Source organism: Ercella succinigenes (genome assembly GCF_900002895.1).
This window is the reverse complement of the sequence record NZ_CDHP01000072.1, coordinates 1-16,245: the sequence shown is the minus strand read 5'-3', so window position 1 is coordinate 16,245 and position 16,245 is coordinate 1. Positions and strand designations below refer to the sequence as shown.

Below are 16,245 nucleotides of genomic sequence, written 5' to 3'. Positions count from 1 at the left end.
CATACATATTTACAGTCTTTTTGTCATATTTACACAATACAAAACTCTTATTTTATTGCATTAAGCACAATAAAATTTAGTTTATTCTTTTCAAATGGCTTTTTTTATTTTATAATAGTGTAAACGATTGTTACATACTTAGCTGATATTTTAATTATTGCTACAAAATATTTTCGGAGGAACTCAGTAATGAAATCAAAGGATTTTGATTTAATCAAACTCGCTATGTCAGAAAGATCTGGATTGGAAGAGGCGTCAAGAAAAAGTCCTTGGCTCCAGAAATTTCATTTTATGCCACCTGGCGGCTGGTTAAATGATCCAAATGGATTAATTTATTTTAATTATATGTATCATTTGTTTTATCAACATAATCCTTACGGAGTAAATTGGTCTCAAATGTATTGGGGACATGCTCAAAGCAAGGACTTAATCAAATGGGAGCATCTGCCCATAGCAATTGCACCCAGTCATCCATATGACAATCACGAAAAAGGCGGGATTTTTTCAGGAACCTCTATAGAACATAATAATAAATTATATGCTTTTTATACAGCCGGAAGCATGTGCGACAACAAGCCTAAACAGACTCAGTGCCTGGCTATAAGCACAGATGGCGGCGTAACCTATAAGAAATATAGCAATAATCCTGTAATATCTAAGCCTCCCGAAGGCATATCTACTGATTTTAGAGATCCTAAAGTTTTTATGCATAAAGATAAATGGTATATGCTTGTTGGGGCTTCCGCCGGAGCCGGAGCAGAGGCAGGTGGCGATGGTTGCGCTCTAATGTATGCATCAGAGAACCTTACCGATTGGTCATATAGAGGAATTATTGCCAAGTCAAATGGTTGTTTTGGTTCAATGTGGGAATGTCCAGATTTTTTCCAAATAAACGGCAAATGGATCCTGACTTTTTCACCCATGTTTTGCGGAAGCAAAAAAGCTATTTATCTTATTGGCGATATGAATTTTGAGGAAACAGAATTCAAATGGTCGCAGTGGGGTGAGTTAGATTTTGGTTTTGATTATTATGCCCCACAAACAATGAAAGATGCTAGAGGAAGAATCATTCAGATAGCATGGCAAAACGGCTGGGAGTGGATGAATGATTGGAAAAACTTCGGCCCTACCGGCAAAGATGGCTGGTGCGGAAACATGACCTTTCCGAGAGTAATCGACCTTGATAATGATGGCAACATAATTTCACAACCGGTTGAAGAACTCGAGAAATACAGATCAGATTTTCAGTGCGAAGCAGATTTATCTATAGACACACAAAAACATTATATAAATTGCAAAAACAATATACATTTTGAAATGAGAATCGGCATAGATATCTATAAATCTACAGCTTCTAAATTTGCGATAATACTTCGCTCCAGTAATGATAGGTTAACAAAAATTGAATTTGATCTTTCTGAAGCACAAATCCTATTCGACAGAAATAAAAGTGATGATAATTATTCGCACGGCATATGCCAGGCTAAACTACATCTTGATCAAGAATTGTTGGATATTATTATTTTATCTGACACTACTTCAATAGAAATATTCACAGAAAATGGTAAAACCTGTATTTCCAGCAGAATTTATCCTAAAAACAGCAAACAAAAATCTTATATATATTCTTCAGATGGATTTATTACGGTGAGATACATAAAAACATGGTCTCTGGAAATCAGCTGAAATCATATCCATACACCAGCTTATTTTGCTCAGATGAATACTTTTTGCGATAATCTCTGGCACTCATCCCGGCGTGCTTGCAAAAAGCTTTATAAAAACTCTGTCTTGAATTGAAGCCGCAGTGAAAAGCGATTTCTGTTATAGGCAGAGCAGAGCTTTCCAAATATTTTCTAGCTTTATTAAGACGCAAGTGGTTAATATGATCATGTAGCGTCATCTTCAAATGCTGTTTGCTTAATCTATGGAGATAAGCCTGACTTATGCCTATCTCTTTACAGATATCTTCAATTTTTATTTCTGTGTCAAATTGCCTGCTAATAATATCGAGAGCCTTTTTTACATGAAGCTCTCCTGCCTCCGATTTGATTTCATGATTGCTGCGAGCTATAAGCAAAATAATTATTTTCATTATATTGTCAATCACATCACCACTTATGCCAGATATTTCAGGCAAGGCTGTTCCGTCATCTTTTAAGTAACCTGCAAGCTCGTGCATCAGGAAACTAAACAAACCTGAAATGCGCCCATCTGCATCCTTAAGCACCGTAAACTGCTGCCCCCCGTCCACAAAATCCCTAAGCCCGCGGCTGGAGTCATACAATCCCTGAAGAGCGTCACTATTATCATCTGTATTCATTCTGAAATCAAATTCAACATTGTATATTTTACAATCATCATTTATAAACAGACGGTGTTTTACTCCGGAATTCAAGAATATCAAATCGTTCTTTTTTAACACAAATTTTTTAATGGAATTTATTTTTTGTTCTTTCTTGCCTGGCAAGGTTGTTTTTTGCACAAATAAATTGGCCTTCCCTCCAGCAATATACATTATTTCGACTCTAGGATGTGCATGCATTTTCATGTCAAAAAAGTTTCGTTTTTGCGAATAAAAACCAGCTATATTTGTAGAATATTTTTGATTCCATATTTTCTGGTCATAAAAATTGCTCAAATTCATAATTTTTAATACCTCTCTCGTATACGGCATCATATGTGCATGTAACCCCTGGGGAAAATCATATCATAAAAGTTTGCATTTTCCCAAAGCAGATATCAAAATTATTGTCACCACAATGAAATAATCATCATAAAATGTGTTATAAAGTGCTAAGAATTTCATAACTTGCTGAAATTGTTAAAAGTAGATATTAGTTTACATATTACCTATGCAAAAGTAAATAATTCTATTATTTTCTTACTAAAGGAGGAAAAACACATGAAAATAACATTTATTGGTGCAGGTGGCGTCGGGTTCACAAGGACTTTGTTAACAGATTTATTGTGCGTACCTGAATTTCACTCAATTGATGTAGCATTTACTGACATCAATGAAAAAAACCTGGAAATGGTTACATCATTGTGCCAAAGAGACATTGATAGCAACGGTTTGAAAATTAAAATTCATTCTACAACAAACAGGCGAGAAGCATTAAAAAATGCTGATTATGTTATCAATGCGGTTAGAATCGGTGGACTAGAAGCTTTTAAGGGCGATATAGAAATACCCTTAAAATATGGAATTGACCAATGTGTTGGCGACACACTTTGCGCAGGAGGCATCATGTATGGGCAAAGAGGAATCGCAGCAGTGTTGGACTTTTGCCGTGACATCCGTGAAGTCTCAAGTCCGGATTGCATCATGCTCAATTATGCTAATCCTAATGCAATGATAACCTGGGCATGTAATAAATATGGACAAGTACGGACAATAGGGTTATGTCATGGTGTACAGGGCGGACATGCTCAAATCGCAGAAGCACTTGGATACAAACAAGATGAGATAGATATCATCTGTGCCGGTATAAATCATCAGACCTGGTATATTAGCGTCAAGCATCAGGGAAAGGATCTCACAGATAATATTCTGGCGGCTTACGAAAGCAACGAGAATCTAAGCATGACGGAAAAAGTCAGAATAGATATGCTCAGACGCTTCGGTTATTATTCAACGGAATCAAATGGTCATCTGTCCGAATATGTCCCTTGGTATCGCAAAAGACTTGATGAAATAAGTGAATGGATCAGTCTTGATAACTGGATTAACGGCGAAACAGGAGGATATCTGAGAGTATGTACAGAAAGCAGAAATTGGTTTGAGACAGATTTTCCAAATTGGTTGAAAGAAGAACCTAAAAAATATATTTCTGCCTCAAGAAGTCAGGAACATGGATCATATATCGTCGAAGGACTGGAAACAGGTCGTTTATACAGGGGACATTTTAACATCATGAATAATGGCTGTATCACAAATTTGCCGGACGAGTGCGTGGTAGAAGTTCCAGGATACGTTGATTATAACGGCATAAACATCCCCCAGATAGGAGAGTTACCTCTAGGTTGTGCAGCGGTATGCAGCAGCTCCATATGGGTGCAAAAATTATCTGTAGAAGCAGCGGTCACTGGTGATATCGATTTGCTTAGACAAGCTATGATACTTGATCCTCTTGTGGGTGCAGTTTGTAACCCTCCGGAAATATGGCAGCTCGTTGACGAAATGATTATTGCTCAGGAACAATGGCTACCACAGTATCAAAATGAAATATCACAGGCAAAAACCAGAATTGAGATCGCCCAGCAAAATGGTACATATTTATCTGTGAGAGACAATTTCCAAGGCAGCAATCGTTTGAAAGTTAAAACAGTCGAAGAGATGGCCGCTGACCGTAAAGCAGCAAGCGAAAATGCCGGCAAAACAGACAAGGGGCATTAATAGTGCAGCATTTTATATTCTTTAGGAGTTATACCTGATACTTTTTTGAATTGTTGAATAAAATAACTCTGGGAAGAAAATTGAAGCAGATAAGCTATTTCTCTGCTTGATTTACCTTCCTGGAGAAGCTTTTTTGCTTCCTGTATACGCAGGTCAAGAATATAGTCTGTTATGGAAACTCCTACCTCTTTTTTGAATAATTTAGAAAAATATTCTTTATTGTAGGAACACTTTTGAATCAAGTCATCTAAGCTTATTTTGCTGTGTAAGTGTGCCACAATATATTCAACTGCATCTCTAACAGACCTAGAAAGAGAAGCAGCAGCTTTGCTTTCACCTACAAGTTCGGTGTATCGATAAACCATTTTAATCAGAAGAAGAAGTATGCTCTCAGGTCGAATCATTTTATCAATTTTCTGTATTGCATCATCACTCATACTATAGGCAACTGCTTCAGCTACACCATTTTGTATAGCAACACGACATACAATAGCAATAGCTGAAACAGCCATATATTTTAGATGCCTGATTTCATCACGGGATAATTTACCAACAGAAATTTTGATTTTAGGATCCGACAAAAATATATCTTTATAATGAGCTACCATTTCATCTGGCTTACCGGCAGCAACAAAAGAAAGAGCTTCCTGCTCCATTTGAAAAGAAGTACGCGGTTCATTAGTTTCACGCTGCTGAAACAAAATATTGCCGCCCTCAAAATCAAGTACATTTAGCAAACCAAAAAGATCTCTCTCTATTATTATCACCCTTTGTGCAAAACATGTCGAATTCGACAAAACTGTTACGAATTTTTTTCTATTTTAGTATAGCATATTGAGGCATAATAACTGTGCAAATATCTGATTTCTTATATTTTTGGCAAAATCCTTGTATGAATACTATTTTCATTTCTTTAAGATGAAATTGAAAAAGCAAGGGGAGGCCGTTCTTATGAAAACACGAAAAGATTTAAAGAAGGAAATCGTACAAGAGATAGCTGCAGATAAAAAACAGTCCCGTATTCGTGCAGAGGAAATTGCCGCATTGCCACGTAATCAAAGACGTACTCTTAAAGCAAAAGAACGTACAAAACGAAAAATCGCAAAAAAATTGCGTAAGCAACAGATAAAACAAATGCCCAAAATTGAGAAGCGACAAGCAAAAAGGCACGATAAAATATATCGCAAAGTAAAAGCACGACCGCGCCGCGCAGTTGTCTGGACTGCTGTTCTTTTGATCCTTTCTTTTGGTATCTACAATATCGCTCCTGTAATAGGGGATGTTGCTCGTTTATTAAGCATAGACATAGATACAAGTTCAGAGCAAGGTGCATCGGCAAGGGCACATGGAGAGGAGATTGCAGAAATTATTTCCGATGAGGGTATTGTCCTTCTAAAAAACACCGATAATTCGTTGCCGCTAGAAGATAAAAAAGTAAATGTCTTTGGCTTATCATCTTTTCATATTCGTTATGGTGGCGGTGGCTCAGGAGCCGCCGATCAATCACGTGCAGTAAATCTTTATCAAGGACTGAAAAATGCAGGCATTGAATATAACCAAAGCCTTTATGAAGTAACAGCATCACATGAAGATAATACTCTACAAGAAGGCTCAACCGGACTTTTCCAGGTAATAGGATCACTTATGCAGGATGCTTTTGACGAACCACCAGTTGATTATCTCTCGGATGATATTATTAATACTGCAAAAGATTTCTCCGAAAATGCCCTTATAGTCATTTCAAGTGCAGGTGTGGAAGCATCTGATTTTACACCAGAAGAATTAAAACTTACACCAAACAGAGTTGCGCTAATTGATAAAATCACAGAAAATTTTAAAAATGTTATTATTATTATAAATGCCGGAAACGCTATGGAGCTTGGTTTTCTGGAAGATTATGAAACTATAAACGGTGCATTATGGATTGGCAATCCCGGCCCAAGAGGTTGCCAGTCTTTAGGGAATATTCTTGCTGGAAATATTAATCCCTCAGGTCGTCTCGTCAACACATATGCTTACGATGCAACAGCAAATCCAGCCAGTGCGAATTTTGGAAATTATAAATTCGACAACATCGATAATATGGGTTTTATAAATTATGAAGAAGGTATCTATATAGGTTATCGCTTTTATGAAACTTATTATGAAGGAAACGAATCAGCGTACAAAGAAGCCGTGCAGTTTCCTTTCGGCTACGGACTTAGTTATACAGACTTTGATTGGAAAATAATAGACTCAAATATAACGGAAAGCGATGTATCAATTGAGATCAAAATTGAAAACAAAGGAGATATCGCTGGTAAGGATGTGGTTCAAGTTTATTATTCTGCTCCGTACACACCTGGCGGAATAGAGAAGTCCGCCATAGAGTTAATATCTTACCAAAAAACTGATTTGATTCTCCCAGGAGCAGAGCAAACCATTAATATTGAATTCCCTATTCGCGATATGGCTTCTTATGACATGCTCAAAGAACAGGCTTACGTTTTAGAAGAAGGATCATATGAGATAAAAGTCGGAAAAAATGTACACGATATTGTTGATTTTATAACTTTTAATGTCGAGCAGACAATAGTATATAAATCAGACAATGTAACAGGCACAGAAATACTGAATCAGTTTGATTATGCTAATGGAGACTTGACCTATCTTTCACGATCTGACTGGACAGGAACATGGCCTAATATTTCAAATACAAATTTTGAGGCTTCCCAGGAAATACTGACGGCTTTCAATTCTGAACCAGAAAAACCTTTGGTCAACTTACCTTTAATGGGTGCGGAAAATAATTTGAAGTTAGAAGATCTTAAAGATCTCGACTATGAAGACCCAAAATGGCAATTATTTCTCGATCAGTTTACTGTAGAAGAGATGCGAGATCTTTTTGTTGAGGGCGGTTACAGCACTCATGCAATTGAACGTCTTGGCATTCCACAAGCAACATTACTTGACGGGCCGGCCGGAATAAGCTTCTTTTTTGGTAATATAACCGCTGCTTCATATCCTACTGAAATTGTTATTGCTTCAACCTGGAACGATGATTTGGCGTATAAAATGGGAGAAGCTGTAGGAATGGAAGCAAATGCCTACAACGTACATGGCTGGTATGCACCTGGTATGAATCTCCACCGTACAGCTATGGGAGGACGCAATTTCGAATATTTTTCTGAAGATCCTCTTCTTTCTGGGAAAATGAGCGCAGGTATAACCAGAGGTGCTCAAAGTAGAGATATTATGGTGTTTATGAAACATTTTGCTCTCAATGAACAAGAAGTTAATGCTCGTACAGGAGTATCCGTTTGGGCTAATGAGCAGGCCATTAGAGAAATATATCTTAAACCTTTTGAAATAACGGTAAAAGAGGCCGATGTTACCGGTGTCATGTCGAGTTTTATCTTGATAGGACATAAATGGAGTGGTGGAAATCCTGAATTGCTGCAAAACGTATTGCGTAATGAATGGGGATTTGTTGGCACAGTTACAACAGACGCTGTTTTGGGAAGTTTTATGGATGTCAGTCTGGCAGCAAGATATGGCAATGATCTGATGCTAGCAGCATTACCATCTGCCAGCCGAAAAAGCTTCGATAATTATTATAAGCAAGATCCTGCTGGTATGGCGCATGCAGTTCGCGACCGTATACATAATATCTGTTATTCTCTTGTTAATTATACAAATTTGTTTGATTAAAGGATTTTGGGAAATATTATGCAATATGAAAAGATAATCAATAAAATGTCTTTAGAAGAAAAAGCATCACTGATGTCAGGGCAGAATTTTTGGAATACTAAAGAAATTTCTCGCCTTGGCATCCCATCCATGATGATAACAGACGGACCACACGGTCTGCGCAAGCAAGGCGGAAAAGCAGATCATCTGGGATTACACAAAAGTCTGCCCGCAACATGTTTTCCTACTGCGGCAACACTAGCAAACAGCTGGGATCCTGATCTGTTAGAAAAAATCGGCAACTGCTTGGGCAAAGAGGCTTCTAATCAGCAAGTAAGCGTTATTTGCGGCCCAGGCCTAAATATAAAAAGAAATCCTCTTTGTGGTCGCAATTTTGAATATTTTTCTGAAGATCCATATCTCTCAGGCACATTGGCAGCGGCCATGATACAAGGCATACAATCGCAAAAAGTTGCCGCCTGTCCTAAACATTTTGCCGTTAATAGTCAGGAAGAACGCCGAATGGTTATGAACGAGGTAGTCGATGAGAGGGCTCTACGCGAGATATACCTTGAGGGCTTTAGATATGCTATTCAGAAAGGCAAAGCAAAATCTATCATGACTGCCTATAATCAGGTTAATTCTTGCTATGCAAATGAAAATATGCATCTGATGCAGGATATACTCTATGGCGAATGGGGATTTGATGGTGTTGCTATTACAGACTGGGGCGGTGAAAATGATCGTGTAAAAGGTTTGATAGCAGGAAACCAATTGGAAATGCCATCTTCTGGCGGAGTTACTGACAAAGAAATTGTGATGGCGGTAAAAGAAGGACGCCTAGATGAAAATTTGCTGAATAAACGAGTCAATAGTTTTTTGTCTTTACTTTATGAAACCAGACCCAACTATGTCAGGGAATCTAACACTGAAGATCATCACCAAATAGCACGTGAGGCCGCCGCACAATCGATTGTTCTTTTGAAAAACACAAATAGGATTCTACCGATTTCCAACAAGAGCAAAGTAGCTATTATTGGTGATTTTGCCCACACACCTCGCTATCAAGGTGCTGGCAGCTCTCTTATCAATCCTACAAAACTGGATAGTTTTGTGGACATCATAAAAGAAGAAAATTTACAGATAACAGGCTTTCAGCCAGGATTCAAAAGACTGGGTGGTTCAGACAAAATCAAGCAAAGGAAAGCTATAAAGTTGGCACAAAAATCAGACATTGTGCTGTTGTTTCTTGGTCTTGATGAAGGAAGCGAAGCAGAGGGCATAGACCGTCCACACATGAGACTTCCAGAAAACCAAATAAATTTATTAAACTCAATTTCATTAGTAGCCAAAAATATAATTGTTATACTTTCAGGTGGCTCACCAATAGAAATGCCGTGGTCTGATAAAGTGTCTGCTATCCTGCATGGTTATCTTGGTGGGCAGGCAGGGGCTGGTGCAATAGCCGATATACTTTTAGGCAAACTTAGCCCATCAGGCAAACTGGCCGAAAGCTATCCTTTTTTGTATCAGGATGTGCCGTGCTCTAATTTATATCCAGGCAAACAATTAAGTTCTGAGCATAGGGAAAGCATATATGTAGGTTATCGCTATTATGATACCGCAAAAAAATCCGTTAAATGGCCTTTTGGCTATGGTCTTTCATACACAACTTTTGCATACAGCAATCTTTGTATCGCTGACGAATCAATCCGCTTTATTATTAAAAACACGGGACAGGTAGCAGGTGCAGAAATCGCACAGCTATATGTGTCAAAGGCAGATAGCCAAGTATTTCGTGCAAACAAAGAGTTAAAAGGTTTTGCAAAAGTATTGCTTAATCCAGGCGAAAGCAGAGAAATCGAAATCCAATTTGATACTCATACTTTTAAGTATTTTAATGTAGCAGCAAACACTTGGTTAGAGGAAACAGGTGAATATAGCATAATGATTGGAACTTCTTCTCGTGATATTGTTTTGGAAAAAACATTGTTTCGAACTAGCAAAACTACTGAAGATCTTACTTTTCCACAGCCATATGACAAAAATCTTATTAAATCATATTTCAAAGCAGAAATAAATCAGGTAAGTGATAAAGAATTTGAGCACCTACTTGGTTTTAAGTTGCCTCCAGCTAAATGGGATAAATCAAAACCACTGGGTTATAACGACACAATAGGTCAAGCACAGCACAAAAAAGGTTTTGCACACTTTCTTTATAATCTAATAAAATTTGTTCGAAGGTGTTGTTTGCTTTTGGGCAAACCTACTGCCGCCAATAATGTTATGTTCGCTATGCATTTACCTTTCCGATCCATGCCAAGAATGTCAGGCGGTAAATTTAACACGCATATGTTAGACGGTTTACTATATATGATAAATGGTCGTTTTTGGTATGGCTTAAAACACATGTTAAAGACATGTAGATTCAGGGGCTAAAACTAATCAATCTGCCGATCCAAATTTTTTGGGATTAAATTTGCGGCTGCTGATTTCCCTGAATACACTGTCAAGTTTTATGAAAGCTTCTATAACATTAGGATCAAAATGACCTTTAGATTTAAAAAGAATTATTTTTCTGGCCTCTTCGTGTGAATAAGCAGGTTTATATACCCGTTGACTGCGAAGAGCGTCATAAACATCAGCCATTGCCACTATTCTGGCTGCAAGAGGTATGTCTACGCCAGAAAGCCCTTTAGGGTAGCCACTGCCGTCCCATTTTTCATGATGGCTGCAGGCAATCTCTGCAGCCATTTCAAGATATTTGCTTTTTTTGCCTTGGCGGGTGACACTTATGAGGGTATTGTAACCGATCAGAGTATGCTGTTTGACAATTTCAAATTCATCTGTAGTTAATTTACCTTTTTTTAGCAAAATGGCATCGGGAATACCTACTTTACCTACATCATGAAGGGGACTGGTTTCATAAACACTTTGGATAAAGCGGCGATTAATTTTGTCTGTATAAACACCCATTGCAAATAATTGCTCGGCCAGCAAACGACTAAAAACACGTATACGGTCAAGATGTTCGCCTGTTTCATTGTCTCTGGTTTCAGTCAGCTTAGCAAGCGCAAATATAAGAGTTCCTTTAGAATGCAAATTAAGCATTCTTTCACCGGCTCGCATTCTAAGTATAAGTTCCTGTTGATTAACAGGTTTGGTAAGATAATCATCAGCGCCGCTTTCAAAACCTTCCAGCAGATCATCAGGCTCATCATGACTGGTGATTATTATGCAATATGTGTAATGATCTGTTTCATTCTCCCTGATATAACGAATGAAATCCAAACCGTTTATTTCAGGCATATTCCAATCGGTAAGCACAACATCAGGCATCTCTTTTTCCCACATATCGATGGCTTCACGGCCATTCTCAGCTACAAGCAAATCGTAACCCATTTGCTTAACAAATGCACACAAAACCATCCTGCTTACTTTGTTATCTTCTGCAATCAGCACTCTCATGGTCTAATCCTCCAACATTCTTCAGATTAGGTTTCTTGGCGGCAATCTTGCTGCCAGCATTTAACTTCTTTTTCAAAAATTTCGTATGCAGTCTGTAATTTTTGCAAGATAGATTCACAAGAAGAAATATCTTGTTTATCTGCCTCTTTCATCATGTTTATGCATAGATTCCACATCTCATTTGCACTGGCATAACCACAAGCTCCCTTTAAACTGTGCGCTTCTGCCCTTATACCCGACATATCTTTTGCATCAACCAAAGTTTTTATTTTAGCAATCTGGAGCGGCATATCTTCTTGAAAAGCCTTCATTATTTCTTTAGCCACAGCAAGATCTTTCCCATAACGCTCAATAAACTCAGTACGATTAAATATATGAATATTTCTACCTTCTTTTTTCTCTGAAGCAGACTTTCTTTTTTTTGTAAAATCAGATTCTTCAGACCAGACAAGTTCATGCAGCTTTGTAAGCTCCTGCAATTTGAAAGGCTTGGCAATATGTCCGTTCATACCGGCTTCGATACTACGCTGCCGGTCTTGCTCCATAGCATTTGCCGTAAGAGCCACTATAGGTATATTGCGATACTCACTTCCCAGATCACGTATTTTCATGGTTGTTTTATAGCCATCCATATCGGGCATCTGTATATCCATTAACACAATGTCTACTTTGTTTTTCTGAATAATATCCAAAGCTTCAAATCCACTTTTAGCTTCTAGTACATCATATCCGCTTTTTTCCAGAATCATTCTTGTTGCCATTCTGTTTATGGCATGATCATCAACAACCATTACCTTCATTCCCAGAGCCTGATCATGCATTTTTAAATTTTCCACCTGATGCAGACTAGAAACACTTTCTCTAGGATTATCTTTTGTTCCTACCAGTTCACATAATTGTTTATACAAACGATTGCTGGAAAAAGGCTTTGTCAAAACTGCATCAAAACCTTTCTTTTGCATCTGACCTGCATTCAGAGCACCAGCAATAGATGACAAGAGTACAAGCTTTACAGGATATTGAGGATATTTCCGTCTGATTGTTTCGCCTAGTAAAATTCCATCCATTTCCGGCATCACATAATCAATCAAAACAAGATTATAACTTGATGTTTTCCTGTAATGCTTTTCAATCAGCTTCAGAGCCTTTTTGCCTGAATTAACAGCATCATATGAAACTTGCCAACCATCAAGCATTTTTTGAATAATTTTTAAATTAACTGCGTCATCGTCCACAACAAGAATTCGGACTTCCTCATCTCGAGGAAAGCAATTCTTATTCTGGAAATTATATTTATCTACACTATTCGTTCTTTTTAGTTGAAGATGCAAAGAAAAAGTTGACCCTTTTCCTAATTGGCTTTTTAGATGTATGGATCCTCCCATAAGCTCAGCAAGCTGTCTGGAAATAGCAAGTCCTAGGCCTGTACCACTATGTTTTTTAGAAGAAGAAGCATCCTCCTGTGTGAACTGGCTAAAAATTTCCTTCTGAAAAGATTCGGAAATCCCTTTTCCTGTATCAGTAACTTCAACAACAATTTCCGACATTTCAGATTTTGCTGTTTCTTTATTTTTTTCATGTGCTCTGATCATAACATGTCCTTCATCAGTAAATTTAACCGCATTACTAATCAGATTCATCAAAATCTGTCTTATTCTTAGTCGGTCACCGATGAAATTCTTATGCATATTGTTATCATAATCTACGATTACTTCTAATTTTTTATCTGATATCTTGCCGCCAACAATGCCAGCAACACGATATATTTCTTCCTCCAACGAAAAGTGTTCTTCATTTAGTTCCATGCGGCCTGCTTCTATTTTGGAATAATCAAGCACATTGTTTATAACCATTAGCAAAGAATCTACAGAATCATTGGTTACATCTACATACTCTTGCTGTTCATCACTAAGAGTTGTGCCCTGAAGCAAATACATCATTCCTACTATACCATTTAGAGGAGTTCTAATCTCATGACTCATATTCGCAAGAAATTCACTTTTGGCTTTATTAGCAGCTTCAGCTTGTCTGCGGGCATCTATAAGCTCTCTTTCATGACGTTTTTTCATTTCCGCATTGGTAAAAAGTTCAGCCATAACTTTGAGCAAAACAACATCATCTTCGCCCCATTTTTTAATCTGGTGCACAGAATCAAAACCTATAAATCCCAAGCAATCTTTGCCGTACATCATCGGTAAAGTTAACAGAGATTTAATTCCCTGGCTGCTCAATATTTTATACACATTGGAATTTTTATCTAGTTTTTCAACTTCTGGTATATAAAGAGGTTCACCTCTCTGATGATTATTTATCCAGTCATCTAATCCGTCAAAAGGTATATTCTGCAAATTCTGGATCTCTGGAGTTATGCCCTGATCACACCACTCAAAAGTGTTATGCATCAGTTTATTCTCAAAATCATAGGCAAATATATATGTTCTATCTACCCCTACAAAAAGACCTGCTGTACTAAGCGCCTGCTGGATTGCCTGATCCATTTCATATCTAGTTATATTTATGAAAGTAGCAGCGAGACTAGTAGTTATTGCCTGAAAGGCCATTTTCTTTTCCAGCTTCTTCTCTACTTTTTTCCTGCGCATGATTTCAAGACAGCCGCTGCAATTTTGCGCCAGCATATCTACAATCGGGCACAAATCCATGATCAATGCCTCATCAAAACTACTACCACGCGCCAGAATCAGCAAACCAAAATCAGGCATTTTAAAGCCATAGTAAAAATTATCTATCTTTAATGAAATTATTTTTCTGTCGGGATTGCGTTTTGATTCTGAAAAAAAATACTGGATTGCCTCTTGCGCTTCAGCTGCATCAAAGAAAATTTCAGGAACTGAATGTACCGGCTTTAACTCTTCTTTTTTTCCTGCAACACAGTGGCAAAGGTACAGTCCAGCTTCATCATAAAAACCGGCAAAGACTTTTTAAGTAATTTATCTAAATCCTGCTCACCACTAACAGCCAAAGCCAGTTCATAAAGGATCTGGCTCCATACCATATAATTCATTAATCACGCCTCCAGCATCCCCACCACTGCGGTTTTATTATAAAACTCCAGATATGATTTGCCGGTATTGGCTATTTCACCCAGAGAAAGGGCTCCAACCAGGAGTTCATGCTGATGGACTGTTGTCAGTTCTTCCTGAAAATCATCTTCTAAAAAGAGGACTCTTGATATGCAGTCTATAAATAAAATCCCACCATCTCTTTTATTATCGACGGAATCTTCTGCTAACTTTAGCGCTTCTGCTGCTCCAGCAATCAAAGAGGCTTTATTGCCGTTCAAGATATAAACAAATGAATTTTTAGGAATTTCGCCTATACATATAATCTCTTGATCACTGTTTACCGAAATAGGGTCACGTACAATCATTTCATCGGCCATTTTAATTATTCCGAATGGATACCCCTTAGCAATATCAAAAAAGCTTTTGCCTGCAAAAGATTCTCCGCTCAATTTCTCAACAGTCTCACGATAAACTTCAAATGCAGGTCGCCAGTTAATAGAAATAATACGATTACGATCAACTTCAGTTATTTTAAGAGCTTCAGAAATCGGTTTCCAGCCATGAGCAACGCCTATACTGCTGCCAATTTCAGCTAAAGCCAAAACAGCAGCATCTTCCAGCAGCCCTTCATTAGTTAGAATACAAGGTTTTTTTTGAAAGGAAAGAGAACCTGCACCGCCACCTATATAATTTGGCATCAGCCCTAGATTGTTAAATAAGCTATCCTTTACGGCTACTATACCTGAACTAAGACCATCAACAAAAACAAACATAGTCTTGTTACAGCAAGGTTCATCCTTAAAAATATTCAGCTCTTCACTCATATCAGAATTTATTTTACTGATATTCCTTAGCACAGATATTTTAACCTGCTGCCTTATACCTATAACAATACTACCTTTAAGATAATTGTTTTCCCCCAAAAGAACCTGCGGGAAAATCCCACCCCATAGTTTTTTTTTGCATCGCTTTAATACGGGATCAAGCTCTGATGAGGTAAACTGATTCTCATCACAAGTCAGCACCATTATTCCCTGAACACTGTGGTCAGAATCAAGTTCTTTAAGCATTTCCGAAAGTTCTTTTATAGTACCTTCAAAACCAGACCTAACAATCATATAACTATAAATCCTCTCACTTGACTATCTAAAGCCAGATTGTGGTTAAATGATCTGCCATATTAAAATCAATTTATAACATTAGTCATACCATCTCAAAATCTACACAAGCCCTATCTGAAACTACTTTACCTACAAACTGTGCTACCTGCTTGTGATCCGGATGATTCTGATAAGTATCCAAATCCTGAATTGTATTAAAAGTGGTAATAAGTACCAAATCGAAAGTGTTTCTCCCCACACCTATATCTTTACCAGTTTCAATGCTAATCAGCTCCGGTATTTTATCTTTAAGTGCCATAAGAATTTCCTGCACCTTATTGATATTATCTTTTTTATTATTACCCTCTGCCTGATCATGAAATTTCCACATAACAACATGTTTAATCATATCTGTAATCAATCCTTTCATTTCTAATTGTCAAATATTGTTTGTAATAAGTATACACCGATAATTTTGTATTTTTTAGTAGTATATCAGAAAACGAAAGAAACTCTGTAATCTTTACATTTAAAAATCATAAGAACCTCTTTTTGAAAAATTAATTTAATTATTATAGTTAAATTA

General features: G+C 37.4%; 11 protein-coding genes. 4 read left to right on the top strand and 7 right to left on the bottom strand.

All coding sequences use genetic code 11. From position 1 onward, the window contains the following. The first annotated feature begins 189 nt into the window (after positions 1-189). Positions 190-1,686: a glycoside hydrolase family 32 protein gene (locus AC0KSB_RS14695; protein WP_472310508.1), complete on the top strand. Its 1,497-nt coding sequence runs from the start codon at positions 190-192 to the stop codon at positions 1,684-1,686. Here the strand turns inward: AC0KSB_RS14695 and AC0KSB_RS14690 are convergent. Next, positions 1,679-2,647: an AraC family transcriptional regulator gene (locus tag AC0KSB_RS14690; RefSeq protein WP_472310507.1), complete on the bottom strand. Its 969-nt coding sequence runs from the start codon at positions 2,645-2,647 to the stop codon at positions 1,679-1,681. The genes AC0KSB_RS14695 and AC0KSB_RS14690 overlap by 8 nt on opposite strands. A gap of 258 nt (positions 2,648-2,905) precedes the next feature. Between AC0KSB_RS14690 and melA the strand changes: the two genes are divergently transcribed. After that, a complete protein-coding gene (gene melA, locus AC0KSB_RS14685; RefSeq protein ID WP_472310506.1) occupies positions 2,906-4,399 on the top strand; it encodes an alpha-galactosidase in 1,494 nt (497 codons plus the stop codon). On the opposite strand, the gene AC0KSB_RS14680 is transcribed toward melA, so the two are convergent. Further along, positions 4,396-5,166, bottom strand: coding sequence for an AraC family transcriptional regulator (locus AC0KSB_RS14680; RefSeq protein WP_472310505.1), 771 nt, complete (start codon positions 5,164-5,166; stop codon positions 4,396-4,398). The genes melA and AC0KSB_RS14680 overlap by 4 nt on opposite strands. 184 nt (positions 5,167-5,350) lie before the next feature. On the opposite strand from AC0KSB_RS14680, the gene AC0KSB_RS14675 reads away from it, so the two are divergent. Beyond that, on the top strand, positions 5,351-8,089 hold the full coding sequence (locus tag AC0KSB_RS14675) for a glycoside hydrolase family 3 protein (protein WP_472310504.1): 2,739 nt from the start codon (positions 5,351-5,353) through the stop codon (positions 8,087-8,089). 18 nt (positions 8,090-8,107) lie between these two features. Beyond that, the gene (locus AC0KSB_RS14670; RefSeq protein WP_472310503.1) at positions 8,108-10,507 is read left to right on the top strand and encodes a glycoside hydrolase family 3 C-terminal domain-containing protein; all 2,400 of its coding nucleotides are present in this window, start codon (positions 8,108-8,110) and stop codon (positions 10,505-10,507) included. A gap of 6 nt (positions 10,508-10,513) precedes the next feature. Here the strand turns inward: AC0KSB_RS14670 and AC0KSB_RS14665 are convergent, their stop codons facing one another. The 5 genes from AC0KSB_RS14665 to AC0KSB_RS14645 all read right to left on the bottom strand — a co-directional run bounded on the left by AC0KSB_RS14665 (position 10,514) and on the right by AC0KSB_RS14645 (position 16,068). Next, entirely contained in the window at positions 10,514-11,536 is a 1,023-nt protein-coding gene (locus AC0KSB_RS14665) for a response regulator (RefSeq protein WP_472310502.1), read from the bottom strand. 26 nt (positions 11,537-11,562) lie between these two features. Further along, entirely contained in the window at positions 11,563-14,256 is a 2,694-nt protein-coding gene (locus AC0KSB_RS14660) for a response regulator (protein WP_472310501.1), read from the bottom strand. Positions 14,257-14,399: 143 nt separating this feature from the next. After that, on the bottom strand, positions 14,400-14,558 hold the full coding sequence (locus AC0KSB_RS14655; protein ID WP_472310500.1) for a hypothetical protein: 159 nt from the start codon (positions 14,556-14,558) through the stop codon (positions 14,400-14,402). A gap of 3 nt (positions 14,559-14,561) precedes the next feature. Next, complete coding sequence (locus AC0KSB_RS14650; RefSeq protein ID WP_472310499.1) at positions 14,562-15,677, bottom strand: FIST signal transduction protein; 1,116 nt, start codon at positions 15,675-15,677, stop codon at positions 14,562-14,564. Between the two features lie 85 nt (positions 15,678-15,762). Further along, entirely contained in the window at positions 15,763-16,068 is a 306-nt protein-coding gene (locus AC0KSB_RS14645; protein ID WP_472310498.1) for a Dabb family protein, read from the bottom strand. Positions 16,069-16,245 lie beyond the last annotated feature (177 nt).

What these genes read in the sequence shown, in the direction of transcription:
- AC0KSB_RS14690 (WP_472310507.1), bottom strand. Translation starts at nt 2,647, where the DNA reads ATGAATTTGAGCAATTTTTATGACCAGAAAATATGGAATCAAAAATAT.
- AC0KSB_RS14660 (WP_472310501.1), bottom strand. Translation starts at nt 14,256, where the DNA reads ATGCCTGATTTTGGTTTGCTGATTCTGGCGCGTGGTAGTAGTTTTGAT.
- AC0KSB_RS14650 (WP_472310499.1), bottom strand. Translation starts at nt 15,677, where the DNA reads ATGATTGTTAGGTCTGGTTTTGAAGGTACTATAAAAGAACTTTCGGAA.
- AC0KSB_RS14665 (WP_472310502.1), bottom strand. Translation starts at nt 11,536, where the DNA reads ATGAGAGTGCTGATTGCAGAAGATAACAAAGTAAGCAGGATGGTTTTG.
- melA (WP_472310506.1), top strand. Translation starts at nt 2,906, where the DNA reads ATGAAAATAACATTTATTGGTGCAGGTGGCGTCGGGTTCACAAGGACT.
- AC0KSB_RS14670 (WP_472310503.1), top strand. Translation starts at nt 8,108, where the DNA reads ATGCAATATGAAAAGATAATCAATAAAATGTCTTTAGAAGAAAAAGCA.
- AC0KSB_RS14675 (WP_472310504.1), top strand. Translation starts at nt 5,351, where the DNA reads ATGAAAACACGAAAAGATTTAAAGAAGGAAATCGTACAAGAGATAGCT.
- AC0KSB_RS14695 (WP_472310508.1), top strand. Translation starts at nt 190, where the DNA reads ATGAAATCAAAGGATTTTGATTTAATCAAACTCGCTATGTCAGAAAGA.
- AC0KSB_RS14655 (WP_472310500.1), bottom strand. Translation starts at nt 14,558, where the DNA reads ATGAATTATATGGTATGGAGCCAGATCCTTTATGAACTGGCTTTGGCT.
- AC0KSB_RS14645 (WP_472310498.1), bottom strand. Translation starts at nt 16,068, where the DNA reads ATGATTAAACATGTTGTTATGTGGAAATTTCATGATCAGGCAGAGGGT.